Below are 19,640 nucleotides of genomic sequence, written 5' to 3' on the forward strand. Positions count from 1 at the left end.
GGGGACGACCTGTCGCCTGACCTGCGCCGCGCGGTGATGTGATGAGTGTCGTCTGGCTTCCGTCGCGCAGCGGCGGAAGTTAGGTCCCGTCGCGCAGCGGCAGTAGTGAGTCGCGCAGCGGCAGTAGTAAGTAAGGAATAGCAGTGACGTCCGTGGGGTAGGCCCGGTCCAGGGCCACACCCCACGGGCGTCTGCCATGTCCGGACCCGTCTCTCGGGTGTTTTCGGCGCCGGTGCCTTTGTTCACCTGCGCGGGTTGCGTGATCGCGCGGTCCACGCGTCTGCTGATCTTGGTCATTCGTATCCGTCTGACGTGATCTTGTGTCCCGTGAGGCTGGCTATGCGGCCGGTTCTCGGCGTCCGACTGGTTCTCCACTCCCGCCGCCGCGGCCGGTCCTCCCGCTACGGCGGCCCTCCCGGCTGGTCCTCTGTTGCACCGGCCCGCGTGGCTGGATCGTGCTGGCCCGCTCGCCGGCCAACTCCGCCGTACAGGTCCTTCCGCTGGGGTTGCCCGCGGGTTGTCCTCCTCCCGCGTCGGTGTGCCCGGCTGGTTTTCCGCTGCATCGGCCGGACGGCTGTTTGTCCGGCCCACCCGCTCACGGCTGGTCGGGGACAGGGTCCGGCTGTCCAGAGAGCTTTCGCCGTCGGGGTTCCCGGCCCGTCAGCCGCATCCGTCTGGGCCGTGGTGGCGCTCGGGCGGCTGATGGCCTGGCGTTACCGTCGTGGGCTCCTTGGTCGCGGGGGTCGGTTACCGCCGCGGCCGGGTGCTGGACGATCGACTACGGCCGTTTTCGGAGCCGGGCTCCGGGATATCGCTGCTTCCGGCCCGGTAATGGGTTCGCCTGCTACGGCTGGGCGATCGGGCGGTTTGGGGAAGGGTTGGCCGGGCACGGCTGGGTGATCAACAGCCTGGGGAAGGGTTCGCCTGCTACGGCTGGGCGATCGGGCCTTTTGGGGAAGGGTTGGCCGGGCACGGCTGGGTGATCAACAGCCCGGGGAAGGGTTCGCCTGCCACGGCTGGGCGATCAGGCGGTTTGGGGAAGGGTTCGCCGGCCACGGCTGGGCGATCAGGTGGCCTGGGACGGGGCTATCCCCACCAGACTCAGACCCTGACCGTAAAGGTGTCTAGACATCTTTGGAGCTCAGGGCTCCAGCACTTCGGCGGCCACAGGGCGCGGACGGTCGTGCTGGGCCCGACAGCGGCGCCCTCATGCAGCCTCACTTCGCCACCCCGCCCGTCCGCTCGCGGGCCCCACGGCACCCCGGGTCGTCCAACGACCACGACGGACGGTTCCGTGTATCGCGGCCACCCGCCCGCAACAGCGGAACACACACCCGGGCCTCGCGTGTGCTCCTGACGTCGCCGGCAACGACGACCCGATCCCACAAAGCGAAGCCGTGGACGCCCACCGTCGCCACCGCGACGTCAGAGTCGCACGCAGCAGCTCCGTGTGACCCCACCGCCGCAACACCGCCCACCGCAACGCCGCTCCGCCGCAGCATCGGCTCCGCTGCAGCAACGCCGCCCCGCCGCAGCATCGGCTCCACTGCAGCAACGCCGCCCCGCCGCAGCAACGGCTCCGCTGCAGCAACGCCGCCCCGCCGCAGCATCGGCTCCGCTGCAGCAACGCCGCCCCGCCGCAGCATCGGCTCCACTGCAGCAACGCCGCCCCGCCGCAGCAACGGCCCACCCCAGCATCGGCCCCGCCGCAACACCGGCCCACCGCAACATCCTCCGCAACACCGCTCTCCCGAGACCGCGTCAGGCGGCGCATTTCCACTCAGCCTGAGAATCCCGCTGCCGCCCTTCGGCAGCTGGATTCCGCGGCCGAGACACGACCGGCGGGCTCGCACCCTGACCGCGAAAGGGCGTCTAGTGCTGCTTCACCGTCGGTGATACGGGGATAGCGCGGGCGGCGGGTGGTCGCGGGACGGCCGGAGGGTGTTCGGGGAGTCGGAGGGGTGAGCGAAGTGGAGGGCGAGGACCGGGCGATGTGGATCGGTGGTGACGGAACGAAGTGGAACAGGGGTGCCGCGGGAACCGATCACGCACCCCACTTTCCTCCCCGGAAGCCTCCACTTCGCTCCACGGAGGGCGCAATCGGGACGTCGGTGAACATTTCGGCGGGGTGTTTTCGACCGGGAGGCCTCGATGTCGGAAACCGGACGCTGTTGATCATGGTCACCAGGCCCACTTCGCTCCACCGCCTGTGAACTGGGATTACGTGCGGGAGAACGGCCCGTGAGCGTTCGCTTTTGGGTTGCAGGTGGAGGGAAGTGGAGTAGAGTGGGGCGCAGTGGCAGGGCGGAGGAGCGACGCCGGACCTGCCGGCCCGAGTTGACAGGCGGTCCACTCCCTCCGCGATGGAGCGGGCGCCACGGCAAAGGGGTGGGGGCCGATGTTCCTCGGCACGCACACTCCGCGCCTCGACGAGAAGGGCCGGCTGATCCTCCCGGCGAAGTTCCGTGATGAGCTGGCGGGAGGTGTCGTGATCACCAAGGGGCAGGAGCGCTGTCTGTATGTGTTCCCGATGCCGGAGTTCCAGCGCATCGCCGGTCAGCTGCGCGAGGCGCCGGTCACCAACAAGGCGGCTCGGGCCTACGGCCGGGTGTTCTTCGCGAGCGCGCACGACGAGGTTCCCGACAAGCAGGGCCGGGTGACTATTCCTGCCCATTTGCGGGAGTATGCCAGCCTTGGTCGTGATCTCGTGGTCATCGGCGCGAGCACCCGGGTCGAGATCTGGGACAAGCAGGCGTGGGATGACTACCTCTCGGCGAGTGAGCAGGAATTCGCCGACATCGAGGAGGGGGTGCTGCCCGGCGGGCTGTAGGGCGTGGCACTCGGTGGCCGCTGGTTCGGCCCGGACGACGTCACTACTGCCGTACTGCGAGATCTCCAGCCGCTCCCGCTCCTGGCGCCTCTTCCCCGGCGCCAGGCGCGTGTCCGGGGCCGGTTCGCCGGCCCGGGACATGAGAGCGGATGGGGATCTGGCGGTACGGAAGGACGACCGGGCCGGACAGCACAGGTAGCAAACGAGTGAGACGCGAGCTGGTACGGCAATGGGGGTCGACATGGGGGAGCCGCGGGGCACGCATGTGCCGGTGCTGCTCGAGCGCTGCCTCGAGTTGATGGCTCCCGCCCTCGAGTTGCCGGGCGCCGTGCACGTCGACTTCACGCTCGGTCTGGGCGGTCACGCCGAGGCGGTTCTCGAACGGTTCCCGGACGTGGTCCTCATCGGACTCGATCGGGACACCGAGGCGCTGGCGCATTCCCGGCACCGGCTGATCCGGTTCGGCGATCGGACCCACCTGGTCCACGCCGTCTACGACGAGTTGCCGCGGGTTCTCGAGGAGCTGGGGATCCCGGCGATCCACAGTGGGCTCTTCGACCTCGGTGTCTCCTCGTTGCAGCTGGACGAGGCGGATCGCGGGTTCGCGTACGCCCAGGACGCCCGGCTCGACATGCGGATGGACCAGTCCCGTGGTGTGACGGCCGAGGAGATCGTGAACGGCTACGAGCCGGGTGATCTTGTTCGCGTTTTGCGGCAGTACGGCGAGGAGAAGTTCGCCCCGCGGATCGTCTCGTCGATCGTGCGGGAGCGGGCAAAGGCGCGGATCACCTCCACGGCCCGGCTGGCCGATCTCGTGAAGGACGCGATACCGGCCGCCGCGCGGCGAACGGGTGGAAATCCCGCAAAAAGGACGTTTCAGGCACTACGCATTGAGGTCAACGGCGAGCTGGAGGCGCTCGAAGGAGCGGTTCCGGCGGCTTTGGACGCGTTGGCGCCCAAGGGGCGTCTTGTAGTGATGAGTTATCAATCGTTGGAGGACAGGATCGTCAAGCGCGAACTCACCGCGAGGTCGCGTAGTACCGGGCCGGTCGACCTGCCGGTCGAGCTGCCCGGGACCGGTCCCAGTCTGAGGCTACTGACCCGTGGGTCCGAGCCGCCCAGCGAGGCGGAGGTGGCGGCGAACCCGAGGGCGGCCTCGGTGAAGCTGCGGGCGGTGGAACGGATCGACGAGCAGGAGCAGGCCAGGAAGTTCGAGGAGACGTTCGGAGCCGGCCGCGAGCGGCCCCGAATGTCTACAACGCGCGGGGGACGAGGGCGGATACGCCCCGGGGCGAATGTAGAGGGGGAGGGACGAGCATGAGCGAGCGATCCGAAGCGCCGCGGCCGGGGGGCCGGGCGGCGCAGCCGCGCGACACGCGCCGGGTGAGCCGCGATGCCGAGACCAAGGGTGACGGCGTCCGGGGGGCACGCCGTTCCGAGCGGGGCGACACGCGCCGATCAGGGATGCGGGGCGAGAAGGGTCCGGAGGCGACCGCCCGGTCAGGGATGCGGAGCCGTAAGGCCGCGGACACGACCGCTCCGGTCGACGGCGCCACCGCGCTGTCGATCGAGGTGAGTGGCGACACGCCGCCGATGCCGGGCCGTCCGCGGCTCTGGGTGGCGCCACCGCTGCCGGTCCGCGCGCCGCGGGCCACTTTCGCCGCGGCGATCATCGCCGTGGTCCTGGTCGGTGTGGTCGGTATCCTGCTGATCAACACGAAGACCATGGAGCAGTCCTTCCGGCTCGACGCCCTCCGCAAGGAGAAGACCACCCTCGACAAGCGTCAGCAGGAGCTGGACCGGCAGATCTACGAGCTGTCCGGCCCGGGCAACCTGCACGCCGCCGCACGCCGGCTCGGCCTGGTCCAGGCCGACGAGCCCGCGGTGATCTGGCTGCCGAACGGCGACATCGTCCGCCCGCCGGCGCCCGGCCGTGGCCCGACTGCTCCGACCGCCGACGACGGGCTGCGCGAGACGGGTGCACCGTCCACCGCGGCCGAGCGGTAGCCCGCGATGTCGCCGCGATCCGATGACGACGAACCGCGCCGGGGCACATCGCCCCGGCGCGGTTCGTCACGTGACCTGCCGGGCGAGGAGCCGGTCGACGACCCGCGCGAGGGCCGCCGTGGCCGTTCCAGCATCGGCGAGGCACGTGCGTACACACCGCGCGGCCGTACCGTGGCCGAGCGCGGCCGGTTGCCGCGCAACACCGGCCGCAACGCCGACCCGTTCCGTCCGGCGCTGCAGGTGCTCGACGGCGGCGAGAGCGGACAGCGCGCACGGGCCCGCGGGCGCAACGTGGAGCCGCCCGCGCAGCGCGAGGAGTCGAAGCCCCGCGAGCAGACGAAGCCCCGCGAGAAGGAGAAGCCCCGCGAGCAGACGAAGCCCCGCGAGAAGGAGAAGCCCCGCGAGCAGGTGAAGGCGCGGGAGCAGAGCCGGACACGGGAGCCGGAGCGCCGCACGCCGCGGGAGCGCACGAGCTCAGGCACGACCCGGACCAGGGACGGCGAGCGTCCCCGTACCCGAGAAAGGTCCAAGGAAAAAGAAGGACCACGACGGACCGCGACCCGTCGCCCGGTCGAGAGCGAACCTCCGAAGCTCGCGAACAGTACCCGGCGTCTGCGGCTCGGCACGGTCCTGGCCCTGTCGCTCTTCATCACCATCGGCGTACGCCTGGTGGTCCTGCAGGTGGCCACCTCCCCGGAGGAGGCCGCGAGCCTGCTGGAGCTGCGGGAGGACCGGCTGAGCAGCGTGAAGCTGCCGGCGCCGCGTGGCAGCATCCTGGACCGCAACGGCAACGTGCTGGCGCACAGCGTGGAGGCTCGGTACGTCTACGCCGACCCGGAGGACCCGGGTCTGCAGAAGGACCTGCCCGGTACGGCCGAGAAGCTGGCGCGGCTGCTCGGCGTCTCCCGCACCGAGTTGTACGCCGGTATGCAGCGCAAGCAGTTGCTCGGCGGCAAGTGGTCCAGGTTCCGCTATCTGGCGCGTGGTGTGGACATCACGGACGCCGAGCGGGTCGACGCGCTGGGGCTGCCCGGCATCTACACCGCGACCGACGCGCGCCGGGACGTGCAGGGTGATCTCGCGTCCAACCTGATCGGCTTCACCGGTGTCGAGGGGCGTGGCCTGGAAGGGCTCGAGGCCCGCTACGACGACCTGCTGCACGGTACGGACGGCAAGCGCGTCTTCGAGCGCGGCGCCGGCAACCTGAACGCGCCGATCCCCGGTGGGTTCCAGCAGGACACCCCGGCCCGGCCGGGCAACTCGCTTCAGCTCACCATCGACCAGGACCTGCAGTTCCAGGTGCAGCGGGTGCTGGACGCGGCCGGCAAGAAGAAGAACGCGACGGTCGGCGGCGCCGTGGTGCTCGACATCCGTACCGGCGAGGTGCTGGCCCAGGCGAGCTACCCGTCGTACAACGCCGCGAAGCCCGACGCGGTCGACGGCGCCAAGCGGATCGACATGCCGAGCAGCGTGGTCACCGACCCGGGCTCCAGCCACAAGGCGTTCATCTTCGGCGCCGCCCTGCAGGAGGGGCTGGTCAAGCCGGACGAGCTGATCGAGATCAGTCCGGCGATCAAGAAGGGCGACACGACGTTCGAGGACACCCATCCGGAGGTGAAGGGCACCCGGATGACCCTGCCGGGCTTGCTCGCGCACTCGTCGAACGTCGGCACGATCATCCTCGCCGACCGGCTCGGCAAGGAGAAGGTGTACGAGTACCAGCAGAAGTTCGGACTGGGCAAGGCCACCGGTGAGGGCGCTCCGGCCGAGGTCGACGGCGCGCTGCTGGCTCCGGAGGACTGGAGCGGGTCGTCGTACGGCTCGGTGCCGATCGGCCACAGTGTCTCGGCCACGCTGATCCAGATGGCCGCCGGGTATGGCGCGATCGCGAACGACGGCGTCTACGTCCAGCCGCGGCTGATCAAGGCGACGATCTCCGGTGAGGACGGCAAGGTCACCCCGGCGCCGGCGTCGTCGACGCACCGGGTCCTGGACGTCGAGACGTCGCGGCAGCTGCGTTACATGATGGAGGCCGTGGTCGCGACCGACAGCGGCACCGGACGGGCCGCGCGGGTCACCGGTTACCGGGTGGCGGGCAAGACCGGCACCGGCAAGCTGCTCATCGACGGCCAGTACACCAGCCACAACGCCAGTTCGTTCATCGGCATGGCCCCGGCGGAGAACCCCCGGTACGTGATCGCGGTATCGATGGACGTCAGCAGCGGCGGTGGTGGCGACGTGGCCGCTCCGGCGTTCAGCGACATGATGTCCTACGTCCTGCTGCATAACCATGTGCCACCGGCCGGTAGCAAGCCGCCAACCTTCAAGATCAAGGAATGACGCGGGCCGCATGGCGTTGACAGCAAGCCCTCAGGGACGGGGTAGGGTCTGACGCCGTGTCCGGCATTCCACGTCCCGAGACCGTCGCGCCGTGCCTGTTGGGGCGGCTCGCGGAGCTGCTACCGGCAGCTTTGACCGGCGGTGACGTCCCGGTCACCGGCGTCACGCACAGTAGCCGGGAGGTGCGTCCGGGTGACCTTTACGCGGCCCTGCCCGGCGCGAACCGGCACGGCGCGGAGTTCGTCGCCGATGCCGCCCGCTCCGGCGCGGTGGCCGTGCTGACCGATCCGGCCGGCGTTGCCGCGGCGGTCGCCGCGGGGCTGCCGGTGCTGGTGGCCGACCATCCCCGGGCGGTGCTCGGGGCGGCGTCGGCGGCGATCTACGGCGAGCCGTCGCGACGGCTGACCATGATCGGCATCACCGGCACGGCCGGGAAGACCTCGACGTCGTACCTGGTCGAGGCCGGTCTGCGGGCCGCCGGGCGGGTCACCGGCCTGGTCGGCACGGTGGAGACCCGGCTCGGTGAGCTGGTGGTCAAGAGCGTGCGGACCACCCCGGAGGCCACCGATCTGCAGGCGATCCTCGCCACCGGCGTCGAGCGCGGCGTCGAGGCGGTGGTCATGGAGGTCTCCAGCCACGCGCTGGTGATGGGCAGGGCCGACGGCATCCGCTTCGCGGCCGGCGGCTACACCAATTTCGGTCAGGACCACCTCGACTTCCACCCGACGACCGAGGACTACTTCGAGGCCAAGGCCCGGCTCTTCGACGGCCGCTCGGCCGCCGAGGTGATCAATCTCGACGACCCGGCGCTGCGGCCGCTGCTCAAGCCGTCGACGGTCACCTACTCGGCGGCCGGCGACCGGGCGGCGACCTGGTGGGCCTCCGACGTCCGGCCGGCCGAATTCGGTCAGCGGTTCACCGCGCACGGCCCGGGCGGTGTGACGGTGGAGACCGGGGTGGCTCTGCCCGGCCTGCACAACGTCGCGAACGCGCTTCTCGCGCTGGCCCTGCTGGTCGCCGCGGGCGTCGACGCCCGGACGGCCGGTGAGGGCATCGCCGCCTGTCGTGGCGTACCCGGCCGGCTGGAGCTGGTGCGGGCGCCCGGTGACGTCCTCGGCGTCGTCGACTACGCCCACAAGCCCAACGCGATCGTCGCCGCGCTCGCGGCCCTGCGCGGCCTGGCCACGACGCGCGGCGGCCGGCTGATCTGCGTGATAGGCGCCGGCGGTGATCGGGACCAGGGCAAACGGCCACTGATGGGCGAGGCCGCGGCGCAGGGTGCCGACCTGGTGATCATCACCGACGACAACCCCAGGACCGAAGACCCTTCCTTCGTACGCACGGGGCTGCGCCGGGGAGCCGAGGAGGCCGCCACACCCGCCAAGGTCATCGAGGTGGCCGGCCGTGGCGCCGCGATCGTCGAGGCGGTCCGTCTGGCCGCGGCCGGTGACGTGATCGCGGTGCTCGGCAAGGGCAACGAACAGGGCCAGGAGGTGAACGGCGAGGTGCTGCCGTTCGACGACCGTATCGAGCTCGCCGCCGCTCTGGAGGCCCGCGCATGATCCCGCTCTCCGTGGCCGAGATCGCCTCGATCACCGGCGGCACCGTCGTCGGCGACCCGTCGGTGATCGTGACCGGACCCGCCGAGTACGACTCCCGCAAGATCGGGCCGGGCGGCCTGTTCGTGGCCTTCACCGGTGAGAAGGCCGACGGTCACGACTACGCGGGCGTCGCGGCGCAGGCGGGTGCGGCGGCCGTGCTGGGCTCGCGGGACACCGGCGTGCCCGGCGTCGTCGTCGAGGACCCGCGGGGCGCCCTGGCCGCGCTGGCCCGGGCCGTGGTGTCGCGGCTCGACAAGCTCACCGTGATCGGTCTGACCGGTTCCTCCGGCAAGACCACCACCAAGGACTACATCGGGCAGCTGCTGTCGCGTCTCGGGCCCACGGTGGCGCTGCCCGGCTCGCTCAACAACGAGCTCGGCTTCCCGTACACGGTGCTGCAGGCGAGCGCCGAGACCCGGTTCCTGGTGCTGGAGATGGGCGCCCGCGGCGTCGGGCACATCAGCTACCTGACCGGGATCGCCCGCCCGTCGATCGGCGTGGTGCTCAACATCGGCGCGGCCCACATCGGCGAGTTCGGCTCGATGGAGGGTACGGCGCTGGCCAAGGGCGAGCTGGTCGAGGCGCTGCCGTCGTCCGGTGTCGCGGTCCTGAACGCGGACGACCCGCTGGTGGCCGCCATGGCGTCGCGTACCTCCGCCTCCGTGGTCCTGGTCGGGTCGACCGGGTCGCTCACCGCCTCGGACGTCACGCTCGACGCGGCCGGTCGTGCGTCGTACACCCTCTCCGACGGTTCCCGGACCGGCGTCGTCCGGCTCGCCGTGGCCGGCGAGCACCAGGTCGCGAACACCCTCGCCGCCGGTGCCGTGGCGCTGGCGGCCGGGATGACCTTCGAGGAGCTGGTCGTCGCACTCGGCGAGGTCGGCATCGCCTCCGAGCGCCGGATGGACGTCTTCACCCGGCCCGACGGCGTCACGGTCGTCGACGACTCGTACAACGCCAATCCGTCCTCGACCTCGGCCGCCCTGCGGGCGCTGGCCGCGATGGGTGAGGGCAGACGCACCACCGCCGTCCTCGGCTTCATGGCCGAGCTCGGTGAGCACGAGGTGTCCGGACACGCTGAGGTCGGCCGGCTCGCCGCCGAGCTGGGCGTGGACCGGCTGATCGCGGTGACCGGCAAGGCGGGTCCGATCCTGGACGGCGCGGCCGGAGTGGACGGGTGGCGGGGTACGGGGCTCCTCGCCGCAGACCAGGCCGCCGCGATCGAGATTCTGCAAGCGGACCTGCGCGCCGACGACGTCGTGCTGGTCAAGGGTTCCCGCTACCGCACATGGGATGTCGCCGACTGGCTGCGGCACCCCGAGGAGGTTCAGCCCACGTGAGGGCAGTCATCGTCGCGGCCGCGGTCGCCTTTCTCATCTCGCTCTTCGGTACGCCCCTCGCGATCCGGGTCTTCTCGGCGCTTAAGGCCGGCCAGCCGATCCGGACCATCGGCCCGCAGACCCACCTGGGCAAGCGGGGCACCCCCACGATGGGCGGCGTGGCGTTCATCCTCGCCACCCTGTTCGCGTACGCCGCCGGGCACCTGGCGCTGACCACCCTCCCGGAGCGGCAGATCGCCCAGGAGAAGCCGACCATGACCGCGCTGGTCCTGCTCGGTCTCTTCGTGTTCTGCGGCGCGGTCGGCTTCATGGATGACTTCCTCAAGGTGCGCAAGCGCAACTCGGACGGTCTCAGCGCCAAGGGCAAGCTCCTCGGACAGCTGGTGATCGGCACCGTGTTCGGTATCGCCGCGCTGTACTTCCCGAGCACCAACGGCCAGACCGTGGCCAGCGAGAAGATCTCGTTCATCCGCGACGTGAGCTGGCTGGACGTCGGCAAGGTCGGCTCGGTCATGGTGTTCGTCTTCGTGATCATGGCGATGTCGAACGGCGTGAACCTCACCGACGGCCTCGACGGTCTCGCCACCGGCGCGTCGATCCTGGTCCTCGGCGCCTACTCGCTGATCGGCTTCTGGCAGTACCGGCACTGGTGCGGTGACAACGACTACGTCGGTGACCCCGGCTCGTCGACCGCGCTGCACTGTTATCAGGTCCGGGACCCACTGGAGATCGCGATGATCGCGGCGGCCGCGGCCGCGGCCTGTGTCGGCTTCCTCTGGTGGAACACGAACCCGGCCCGGATCTTCATGGGCGACACCGGCGCGCTGGCGCTGGGCGGCCTGATCGGCGGACTCGCCGTGGCCACCCGGACCACGCTGCTCTCGGTCATCATCGGCGGCCTCTTCGTGATCATCACGATGTCCGTGGTCATCCAGATCATCTCGTTCAAGACCACCGGCAAGCGGGTCTTCCGGATGTCACCGTTGCAGCACCACTTCGAGCTGGCCGGATGGAGCGAGGTCAACATCGTGGTCCGGTTCTGGATCATCGCGGGCATCTGCGCCGCGATCGGTCTGGGCCTGTTCTACAGCGAGCACCTGGCGGTCATGGGCTGATCCCGGCCCGCGAGTCACCGAGGGGGTTGCGGCCGGCGGGCCGCAACCCCCTCGTGCATGAGGCCGGATGCCTTCCGGAATCCGCCGGTACGGCCAATCCGCCCCGTGAGGCGCCGGTCCCTTCTTAGGCTGTGGTCGGACTGTGACGATCCCGTCGGATCGTGCTTCGCCGAGATGACCCGGCCGCGCTGCACGTTGTCCTACCTGCGTCAGTCGTGAACCCCTTGCTCGCCCGATGGTCGGGCGCGGGACGGGGGGCGACCGCGGCCACCGGTCCTCGGACTTGCAACCGCAGAGGATGGAACAGCAATGAGGACACGTGTCCTACTCGCCTCGGCCGGAGCCGTGGGCATCGCCCTGGCGACCGCAACCGTGGCGTCCGGCGCGGGCCTGGCCAACGCGAACACCGGTGCGTCGGCCGTGGTGCCGCCCGCTCCGGTCGCCGTACCGGCCGACATCAGAGCCTGCATCAACCGGCAGACCGGCGCGATGCGCTGGGTGCCTCTCAGCACGACCCGCTGCCCTTCGGGGGAGCGACTCATTGAATGGGACGAGATCGGTCCGAAGGGTGCCACCGGGGCCAGAGGTGTGGCCGGCCCTGCCGGCCCTGCCGGTGCTGCCGGCCCGGCAGGACCCGAGGGTTCTGAAGGTCCGCGAGGCATGCCGGGACCGGCGGGTTCCGCTGGACCTGCGGGTTCCGCTGGACCTGCGGGTTCCGCCGGGCCCGCGGGCTCGGCCGGGCCCGCGGGCCCGTCCGGCCCAGCGGGAAGCGTGGGGGCCCAGGGCGCACCCGGGCAGATGGGTGCGCCGGGTCCGTCCGGTCCTCCCGGTCCGTCGGGTTCTCCAGGTCCGTCCGGTCCTCCAGGTCCGTCGGGCTCTCCAGGTCCGTCCGGTTCTCCAGGTCCTGAGGGCCCGTCCGGTCCTCCCGGTTCTCCGGGTCCTGAAGGTCCGTCCGGTCCTCCCGGTTCTCCGGGTCCCGAGGGTCCGTCCGGTTCTCCGGGTCCTGAGGGTCCGTCCGGTTCTCCGGGTCCTGAGGGTCCGTCCGGTCCTCCCGGCCCTGAGGGTCCGTCCGGTCCTCCCGGCCCTGAAGGACCGCCCGGTCCTCCGGGTACCCCATGAACGGACGTCCGGTGAGGCGACATTCATGGACCTCTGTGCCGGATCGGTCGGGTCGTAACCACCGCATGCGCTGATCCGCACGGGAAGTTTCTCCGTGGGGCCGGCGGACCGGATGTGTCCGCCGGCCCGTGGCGTACATGACAATTGCGGATGCGACACGCCATCGACGGTGTGCGTCCATGTGTGGACATCGGACGATGATGGGGGTATGGCGGACGACCGTTCTCAAATGGCCCGCCCGTCACTGAGCCGGCAGCTCCTGCCCGCGGTGCACGGGCTGCTGGCCAGACCCCTGTCGTCGTACTACCTGTTGATCGCCAGCTGCGGCCTGCTGCTGATGATCGGGCTGACCATGGTCTTCTCGGCCACCAGCGTGAAGGCCTACGCGAAGACCGGAAACGCCTTCACCGAGATCAGCAGCCAGGCCGTGTACGCGCTGCTCGGCCTGGTCGCGTTCTGGATCTTCCAACGGCTGCCCGCGGTGACCCTGCGAGCCATCAGCAAGGTCGTGCTGGGTGTCGCGATCGTGCTGCTCACCCTGCTGGCCACGATCAGCGGTCTCGCCTCGATCGATGTGCTCGACCCGAAGGACCCGCACATCGGCCCGATCGCGGCCGATCTGAACTGGTTGTTGATCGGGTCGTTCAGCATCCAGCCCGGCGAGCTGGCCAAGCTCGGCATCGTGCTCTGGGGCGCCGACATGATCGCCCGCAAGGGGCCGAACCTGGGTCACTGGCGTGAGCTGGCCATGCCGCTCTTCCCAGTCGTCGGCCTGCTCTTCATCCTGGTCGGGTACAACGACCTGGGCACCATGCTGGTGCTGCTGGCGCTGATCGTCGGCCTGCTCTGGGCGGCCGGTGTCCGGCTGCGGGTGTTCGGCGCGCTGGGCGTGCTGGGCCTGGCCGGTGTCGGCCTGCTGATCGCGGCCGCCTCCCGCGGCGCGGGTTCCGGTGCGGCCGAGGCGGAGAACTACCGATGGCGCCGTCTGACCTCCTTCCTGGAACCGCTGGAGCAGTGCGACACCTCCAGCCCGGCCGGTGAGTACTGCTATCAGTTGATCCAGGGCCGCTCGGCGATCTTCGAGGGCGGCTGGTTCGGCGTCGGCCTGGGGGAGAGCGCCCTGAAGTGGGGCTGGGTGCCGGAGGCCGGTAACGACTTCATCTTCGCGATCGTCGCCGAGGAACTCGGGGTGGTCGGCTGCAGCGTGGTGCTGGCTCTGCTCTCGGTGCTGGCGTACACCGGCTTCCGGATCGCCCGCCGGGTCGGCGACCCGTTCCGTCGTCTCGCCGCCACCGCGATCACCACCTGGCTGGTCGCGCAGGCCGTGATCAACATGGGCGGCGTGGTCGGTCTGCTGCCCATCACGGGCCTGCCGTTGCCGTTCATCTCCGCTGGTGGCACCGCCCTTGTGGTGACCATGGCGGCGGTCGGCATCCTGGCGTCGTTCGCCCGCGCGGAGCCCGAGGCGTCGCGAGCCCTGAACGCCCGTCCGACGCCTCGATGGGTACGGCTAGTCTGGGCCCCGCTGCCGCCGCTCCCCCCGCCGCGGCGGCCGGGTGAACAGCGTGCCGGTGCCCCGAAGAAGGCGTCCGGTGCCAAGCCGCCCGCGGGCGTGGGGGAGGGAAGGAGACGGTGATGGGTCCGCTGCGGTCGGTCGTGCTCGCCGGAGGAGGCACCGGCGGTCACATCTATCCGCTGCTCGCCTTCGCCGACGCGCTGCGACGCCACTTCCCGGACATCCGGATCACCACCCTGGGCAGCCCCAAGGGCATGGAGAACGAGCTGATCCCGGCGGCCGGTTACGACCTGAGGGTCATTCCGGCCTTCCAGCTTCCCCGGACGCTCAACCTCGATCTGCTGCGCACGCCGGACCGGATGTACAAGTCCGCGCACGCGGCCGGCGAGATCATCGACGAGGTGCAGGCCGAGGTGGTCGTCGGCTTCGGCGGGTACGTGTCGGTGCCGGCCTACCTGGCCGCGTGGCGCCGTGAGATGCCGATCGTGATCCACGAGGTGAACGTGCCGGCCGGCGTCGCGAACCGGATGGGCATGAAGTTCACCAAGCGGGTCGCCGTCGGCTTCCCGCACCAGCTGGAGCAGGCCGAGGCACTGCGCAACGCCCGGCTGGTCGGCGTGCCACTACGCACCGGGATCACCCAGATGGACCGGCCCGCGCTGCGCCCGCAGGCGCTCTACCACTTCGGGCTGCGCCCGGACCTGCCGGTGCTGTTCGTCTCCGGCGGATCTTCGGGCGCCCGCACGATCAACCTGGCGGTGGCCGCGGCGGCCAAGCGGCTCGCGCACGCCGGCATCCAGGTGCTGCACGTGCAGGGCGGGCGCAACGACCCGTTCGACGTGCCGAAGGATCTTCCGGTCCCCTATGTGGTGGTGCCCTACCTGTCCGACATGCAGCTCGGCTACGCTGCCGCCGACCTGATGCTCTGCCGCGGCGGGGCGATCACGGTGGCCGAGACGACCGCGCTCGGCATGCCGGCGATCTACGTGCCGTACCCGTTCAGCAACCAGGAGCAGCGCCGCAACGCGCTGCCCGTGGTCGAGTCCGGGGGCGGCATGCTCGTCGACAACAGCGAGCTGACGCCGGAGTGGATCGAGAACAACATCATCCCGCTGGCCAGGGACCGGCAGCGGCTCGCCGCGATGGGCAGTGCCGCGGCCCGGTACGGCCGTCGTGACGGTGACGAGCAATTGCTGCGCTTCGTTCTCGAAGCGGTGAGCTGAGTGAGCTTTATCGAGGGAGTGGAACTGTGAACACGGCGGAGCTGACGCCGGCCGGTGAGATGACCGCCGAGGACCTGGGCAGTGTGCACCTGATCGGGATCGGTGGGGTCGGCATGGCCGGCCTGGCCCGGCTCCTGCTCACCCGGGGTGTGCCGGTCTCCGGTAGCGAGCTGCGCGAGTGGCCGGCCCTGGCCGCCCTGCGCGCGCTCGGCGGCACCATCCACATGGCGCATGAGGCGTCCAACCTCGACGGCGTGGACACGGTGGTCTACTCGACCGCGATCCCGCAGGACCACCCGGAGATGGTGGAGGCGCGCCGCCGCGGGCTGCGCGTGCTGCACCGCTCGGAGGCGCTGGCCGCGGCCATGACGGACCGGAAGACGATTGCGGTGGCCGGCACCCACGGCAAGACCACCACCACCTCGATCATGACGGTGATCCTTCAGCACGCCGGGCAGGATCCGTCGTTCGTGATCGGCGGTGAGATGTCGGCCGCCGGGTCGAACGGGCACCACGGCACCGGTCCGCACTTCGTGGCCGAGGCCGACGAGCACGACCGGACGTTCCTGATCTATCGGCCGCACGTCGCGATCATCACCAACATCGAGGGCGACCACCTCAACAACTGGGGCGACCTGGAGACGCTGAAGGCCGGGTTCCTCGAGTTCGGCGGTCTGTCCGACGGGTTCGTGGTGACCTGCGCGGACGGTCCGGGCACCGAGGAACTCGTCGAGGGCTTGAAATCCCAGGGCAAGACCTTCTACACGTACGGCGAGTCGCCCGGCTCTGACCTGCGGATCTTCGACATCGTCTCCTCGGCGAGCGGCGTACGTTACCGGGCGGAGCTGCACGGGCAGCCGCTCGGCGAGATCAAGCTGGCGCTGCCCGGCGCCCACAACGCGCTGAACAGCGCGGCCACCGTGCTGACCGCATTGAAGCTGGGCGTCGAGCTCACCAAGGTGACCGAGGCCCTGGAGTCCTTCCCGGGGGTGCGGCGCCGCTTCGAGCGCAAGGGCATCGCCGCCGGCGTCCGGGTGTACGACGAGTACGCCTACCACCCGACCTCGGTCAAGGCGGCGCTGCGCACGCTGCGCGAGGTGGCCGGGGACGGGCGCCTGCTGGTGGTCTTCCAGCCGTACCGCGTCTACCGGACCCGTGACCTGGAGGCCGACCTGGCCGAGGGCCTGGCGGTCGCCGACGAGGTGATCTGCATGGAGGTCTTCGGTCCGGGGGAGACCCGAGGTCCGGGGGAGGGCGGCCGGTCGCTGACCGCCGCGATCGACCTGCCCGCCGACCGCAAGGTCTTCGTGCCGGACTGGGAGGACGTGCCGGCCGAGGTGGTCCGGCGCAGCCGTCCCGGTGACGTGGTGGTGACGATGGGCGCCCCGCCGATCTCGCTGATGGGCGACGAGCTGCTGTCCGCTCTGGCCGAGGCCGACCACCGCCCGGACCTGGTGGGCTGACGCCGGTGGCCGGCGGGGGCACGCGCAACTGGCGGCTGGTCCGGGCCGACACGGACGCCGTACCGCCGTCGGCCCGGCGTTTCATGGCCCGGGCCCGGCAGCGGCGTCTGCGTGCCGCCATGCCCTGGCTGATCGGTGCCGGTGTGCTGCTGGTCGCGGGCGGGCTGGCCTGGGTGGTCTACGGCACCTCGGTCTTCGGGGTCCGTGACGTCCGGGTGGTCGGCGCCGTCACCCTGACCGCGGACGAGATCCGCTCCGCCGCGGCCGTGGAGCCGCTCAGGCCGCTCGCACGCGTCGATCTGGACGGTGTCGGCGCGCGGGTCCGCGGCCTGCCGGCTGTGGACCGTGTGCTGGTCCGGCGCAGCTGGCCGTCGGCCGTGGTGGTCGAGGTCGTGGAGCGCACCGCGGTGGCCGCGGTGCCCGCGCAGGACCGGTTCCTGCTGATCGACGACGAGGGCGTGCCGTTCCGGGCGGTGGCCACTGTGCCGGAAGGGCTGCCGCTGGCCCGGCTCGCCACCCCGGGCGCCGGCGACGGGAACACCGGCTCGGCCCTGACCGTGCTGGCCGCGCTCAGCGAGGAACTGCGCGATCAGCTGGTGGCCATCTCGGTGCCCTCACCGGTGCAGATCCGCCTCGAGTTGCGCAAGGGGCGCGTGGTCATCTGGGGTGACGACACCAAGAGCGAACGCAAGAGCACCGTCGCGACCGTGCTGCTCAAGCAGAAGGGCGACGAGATCGATGTGAGCGCTGTGAAAGTGGTGACCATTCGCTGACCATGCGGTTAATCGGACAAAGCGTGATGAACGCAATAAAAGGTTCAAGGTTACGGGTGAGTCGGATACTCACCTCCTAAGCGCTCGCGACACGCCGCCCGGGGTCTTTGGTTGCGGCGGCATGTCCGCATACGTTGCGTCGAGAGGTTCGACTGGTTGACATAACTCTGAACCTCTAGTAGAGGGTGAGGGTTTCCTCGCCCTCCCTTGTAGGACAGCGGATGTCGAAGTGCGGTTCCCGGGACCGCAGGGGCCGTCGACATCCGCCAACCCCGGAAGGGAAGGCTGAGCCCGATGACACCTCCGCACAACTACCTCGCGGTCATCAAGGTCGTCGGCATCGGCGGTGGCGGCGTGAACGCTGTCAACCGCATGATCGAAGTTGGGCTCAAGGGTGTGGAGTTCATCGCGATCAACACCGATGCCCAGGCATTGTTGATGAGCGACGCCGACGTCAAGCTGGACGTCGGCCGGGAACTCACCCGTGGCCTGGGCGCCGGCGCCCAGCCCGAGGTCGGCAAGAACGCCGCCGAGGACCACCGGGACGAGATCGAAGAGGTGCTCAAGGGCGCCGACATGGTCTTCGTCACCTGTGGCGAGGGCGGCGGTACCGGCACCGGCGGCGCGCCCGTGGTCGCCAACATCGCGCGCAAGCTGGGCGCCCTCACGATCGGCGTGGTGACGCGACCGTTCAACTTCGAGGGCAAGCGGCGCCAGGTGCAGGCCGAGGCCGGCATCGACGAGCTGCGCAACCAGTGCGACACCCTGATCGTGATCCCGAACGACCGGCTGCTCGCGCTCGGCGACCGCGGCATCAGCATGATGGACGCGTTCCGTCAGGCCGACCAGGTGCTGCTCTCCGGCGTCCAGGGCATCACCGACCTGATCACCACGCCGGGTCTGATCAACCTGGACTTCGCTGACGTGAAGAGCGTCATGAGCAACGCCGGCAGCGCCCTCATGGGCATCGGCAGCGCCCGTGGCGACAACCGCGCGGTCGAGGCCGCCGAGAAGGCGATCTCCAGCCCGCTGCTGGAGCAGAGCATGGACGGCGCCCGCGGCGTGCTGCTCTCCATCGCCGGCGGCTCGGACCTCGGCCTCTTCGAGATCAACGACGCGGCGCAGCTGGTGACCGATGCGGCCCACCCGGACGCGAACATCATCTTCGGTGCGGTCATCGACGACGCTCTCGGTGACGAGGTGCGGGTCACCGTGATCGCGGCCGGCTTCGACGCGGGTGCGCCCGCCTACCGGCCGTCCGAGCCGGCCCGCAAGGTGCCGGCGCCGTCGACCGGGAGCCACCTGCCCCCGGTCCCGGCCACGCCGGTCGCCCCGCCCCCGTCGACGACCACCCCGCCGCCGCGCAGCCGGGTGCTCTTCGACGACGTCGACGTGCCGGACTTCCTCAAGAACGGCTCGTGACGCTTTCTCCCGTACCCCCGAAAAAGGTTGAAATTTGACCGGCACCGGACGGCGCGCCGAGCTCGCCGCCTCTCTCGAACGGGTGCGGGAGCGCATCGCGCGTGCCTGCCTGGCGGCCGGAAGGCCACCGGACGCGGTGACCCTCACCGCGGTGACCAAGACCTACCCGGCGAGCGACGTCCTGTTGCTCGCCGGGCTCGGCGTCACCGACGTGGGCGAGAACCGCGATCAGGAGGCCTCCGGCAAGGTGGAGGCGGTGCGCGGCGGCGGAGTGGGCCTGCGCTGGCACTTCGTCGGCCGGGTGCAGCGCAACAAGGCGAGATCGGTCGTCGCGTACGCCGACGTGGTGGAGTCGGTGGACTCGGTGCGCCTGGCCGAGGCGCTGGGCCGGGCCGCGGCGGATCGTGAGGTGCCGCTCGAGGTCCTCATCCAGCTGAGCCTCGACGGCGACCCGGCGCGTGGGGGCGTGACCGGTGATGATCTCTGGCGGGTATCTGACGCAGTGGTGTCGTCGCCGGGGCTGCGGCTGGGTGGGCTGATGGCGGTGGCGCCGCTCGGCGAGGACCCCGGCCAGGCTTTCGCCCGGCTGGCCGTCATCGCTGGTGAGATGGCCTCCCGCCACCCCGGTTCGACGACCGTCTCGGCGGGTATGAGCGGCGACCTCGAGGCCGCGATTCTGCACGGGGCGACACACGTACGGATCGGTACTTCTTTACTCGGGATGCGAAACTCGCTGCGGTAGCCTTGCGGCGGGCAGCAAACTACACAGGTGTTGTTCAACGCGACGAACCGGCACGGGTCTCGCATTGGACGACGCGGCGTCGTAACGGGACGTTGGGTCGAGGTCCGATTCGGATCCGATCCTCCGGCTCGTAAGGGGGGACGCGGCAC

At 70.5% G+C, this 19,640-nt stretch carries 13 protein-coding genes; all 13 read left to right on the forward strand.

The features are described from left to right. Positions 1-2,398: 2,398 nt before the first annotated feature. Positions 2,399-2,830: a division/cell wall cluster transcriptional repressor MraZ gene (gene mraZ, locus CLV67_RS10445; protein ID WP_106316969.1), complete on the forward strand. Its 432-nt coding sequence runs from the start codon at positions 2,399-2,401 to the stop codon at positions 2,828-2,830. 229 nt (positions 2,831-3,059) lie between these two features. Continuing rightward, a complete protein-coding gene (rsmH, locus tag CLV67_RS10450; protein ID WP_106316970.1) occupies positions 3,060-4,151 on the forward strand; it encodes a 16S rRNA (cytosine(1402)-N(4))-methyltransferase RsmH in 1,092 nt (363 codons plus the stop codon). Further along, positions 4,148-4,837 carry a cell division protein FtsL gene (ftsL, locus tag CLV67_RS10455; protein WP_146169046.1) on the forward strand — a complete coding sequence of 230 codons (690 nt, stop codon included), beginning with the start codon at positions 4,148-4,150 and terminating at the stop codon, positions 4,835-4,837. The genes rsmH and ftsL overlap by 4 nt, the downstream gene beginning before the upstream one ends. Before the next feature lie 6 nt (positions 4,838-4,843). Further along, complete coding sequence (locus CLV67_RS10460; RefSeq protein ID WP_106316972.1) at positions 4,844-7,177, forward strand: penicillin-binding transpeptidase domain-containing protein; 2,334 nt, start codon at positions 4,844-4,846, stop codon at positions 7,175-7,177. Positions 7,178-7,233: 56 nt separating this feature from the next. Then, positions 7,234-8,739 carry a UDP-N-acetylmuramoyl-L-alanyl-D-glutamate--2,6-diaminopimelate ligase gene (locus CLV67_RS10465; RefSeq protein ID WP_106316973.1) on the forward strand — a complete coding sequence of 502 codons (1,506 nt, stop codon included), beginning with the start codon at positions 7,234-7,236 and terminating at the stop codon, positions 8,737-8,739. After that, on the forward strand, positions 8,736-10,118 hold the full coding sequence (locus tag CLV67_RS10470) for a UDP-N-acetylmuramoyl-tripeptide--D-alanyl-D-alanine ligase (RefSeq protein ID WP_106316974.1): 1,383 nt from the start codon (positions 8,736-8,738) through the stop codon (positions 10,116-10,118). The genes CLV67_RS10465 and CLV67_RS10470 overlap by 4 nt, the downstream gene beginning before the upstream one ends. After that, positions 10,115-11,233: a phospho-N-acetylmuramoyl-pentapeptide-transferase gene (mraY, locus tag CLV67_RS10475; protein ID WP_106316975.1), complete on the forward strand. Its 1,119-nt coding sequence runs from the start codon at positions 10,115-10,117 to the stop codon at positions 11,231-11,233. Before CLV67_RS10470 ends, mraY begins: the two co-directional genes overlap by 4 nt. Positions 11,234-12,581: 1,348 nt before the next feature. Next, positions 12,582-13,988, forward strand: coding sequence for an FtsW/RodA/SpoVE family cell cycle protein (locus tag CLV67_RS10485; RefSeq protein WP_373873199.1), 1,407 nt, complete (start codon positions 12,582-12,584; stop codon positions 13,986-13,988). After that, complete coding sequence (murG, locus tag CLV67_RS10490) at positions 13,988-15,091, forward strand: undecaprenyldiphospho-muramoylpentapeptide beta-N-acetylglucosaminyltransferase (protein ID WP_106316978.1); 1,104 nt, start codon at positions 13,988-13,990, stop codon at positions 15,089-15,091. The genes CLV67_RS10485 and murG overlap by 1 nt, the downstream gene beginning before the upstream one ends. Positions 15,092-15,150: 59 nt before the next feature. After that, on the forward strand, positions 15,151-16,554 hold the full coding sequence (gene murC, locus CLV67_RS10495; protein ID WP_203737630.1) for a UDP-N-acetylmuramate--L-alanine ligase: 1,404 nt from the start codon (positions 15,151-15,153) through the stop codon (positions 16,552-16,554). 5 nt (positions 16,555-16,559) lie between these two features. Continuing rightward, positions 16,560-17,327 carry a cell division protein FtsQ/DivIB gene (locus CLV67_RS10500; protein ID WP_239166792.1) on the forward strand — a complete coding sequence of 256 codons (768 nt, stop codon included), beginning with the start codon at positions 16,560-16,562 and terminating at the stop codon, positions 17,325-17,327. A 294-nt stretch (positions 17,328-17,621) separates the two neighbouring features. Continuing rightward, the gene (gene ftsZ / locus CLV67_RS10505) at positions 17,622-18,749 is read left to right on the forward strand and encodes a cell division protein FtsZ (protein WP_106316980.1); all 1,128 of its coding nucleotides are present in this window, start codon (positions 17,622-17,624) and stop codon (positions 18,747-18,749) included. A 34-nt stretch (positions 18,750-18,783) separates the two neighbouring features. Then, a complete protein-coding gene (locus CLV67_RS10510; protein ID WP_106316981.1) occupies positions 18,784-19,491 on the forward strand; it encodes a YggS family pyridoxal phosphate-dependent enzyme in 708 nt (235 codons plus the stop codon). The last annotated feature ends 149 nt before the right edge of the window (positions 19,492-19,640 follow it).

This window comes from Actinoplanes italicus (genome assembly GCF_003001815.1).
GTDB classification, from domain to species: Bacteria; Actinomycetota; Actinomycetes; order Mycobacteriales; family Micromonosporaceae; genus Actinoplanes; species Actinoplanes italicus.

Excerpts from the sequence above, each read along its gene's own strand:
- murC (WP_203737630.1), top strand. The coding sequence starts at position 15,151 with ATGACCGCCGAGGACCTGGGCAGTGTGCACCTGATCGGGATCGGTGGG.
- ftsZ (WP_106316980.1), top strand. The coding sequence starts at position 17,622 with ATGACACCTCCGCACAACTACCTCGCGGTCATCAAGGTCGTCGGCATC.
- ftsL (WP_146169046.1), top strand. The coding sequence starts at position 4,148 with ATGAGCGAGCGATCCGAAGCGCCGCGGCCGGGGGGCCGGGCGGCGCAG.
- rsmH (WP_106316970.1), top strand. The coding sequence starts at position 3,060 with ATGGGGGTCGACATGGGGGAGCCGCGGGGCACGCATGTGCCGGTGCTG.
- CLV67_RS10460 (WP_106316972.1), top strand. The coding sequence starts at position 4,844 with ATGTCGCCGCGATCCGATGACGACGAACCGCGCCGGGGCACATCGCCC.
- CLV67_RS10485 (WP_373873199.1), top strand. The coding sequence starts at position 12,582 with ATGGCCCGCCCGTCACTGAGCCGGCAGCTCCTGCCCGCGGTGCACGGG.
- CLV67_RS10470 (WP_106316974.1), top strand. The coding sequence starts at position 8,736 with ATGATCCCGCTCTCCGTGGCCGAGATCGCCTCGATCACCGGCGGCACC.
- mraZ (WP_106316969.1), top strand. The coding sequence starts at position 2,399 with ATGTTCCTCGGCACGCACACTCCGCGCCTCGACGAGAAGGGCCGGCTG.
- murG (WP_106316978.1), top strand. The coding sequence starts at position 13,988 with ATGGGTCCGCTGCGGTCGGTCGTGCTCGCCGGAGGAGGCACCGGCGGT.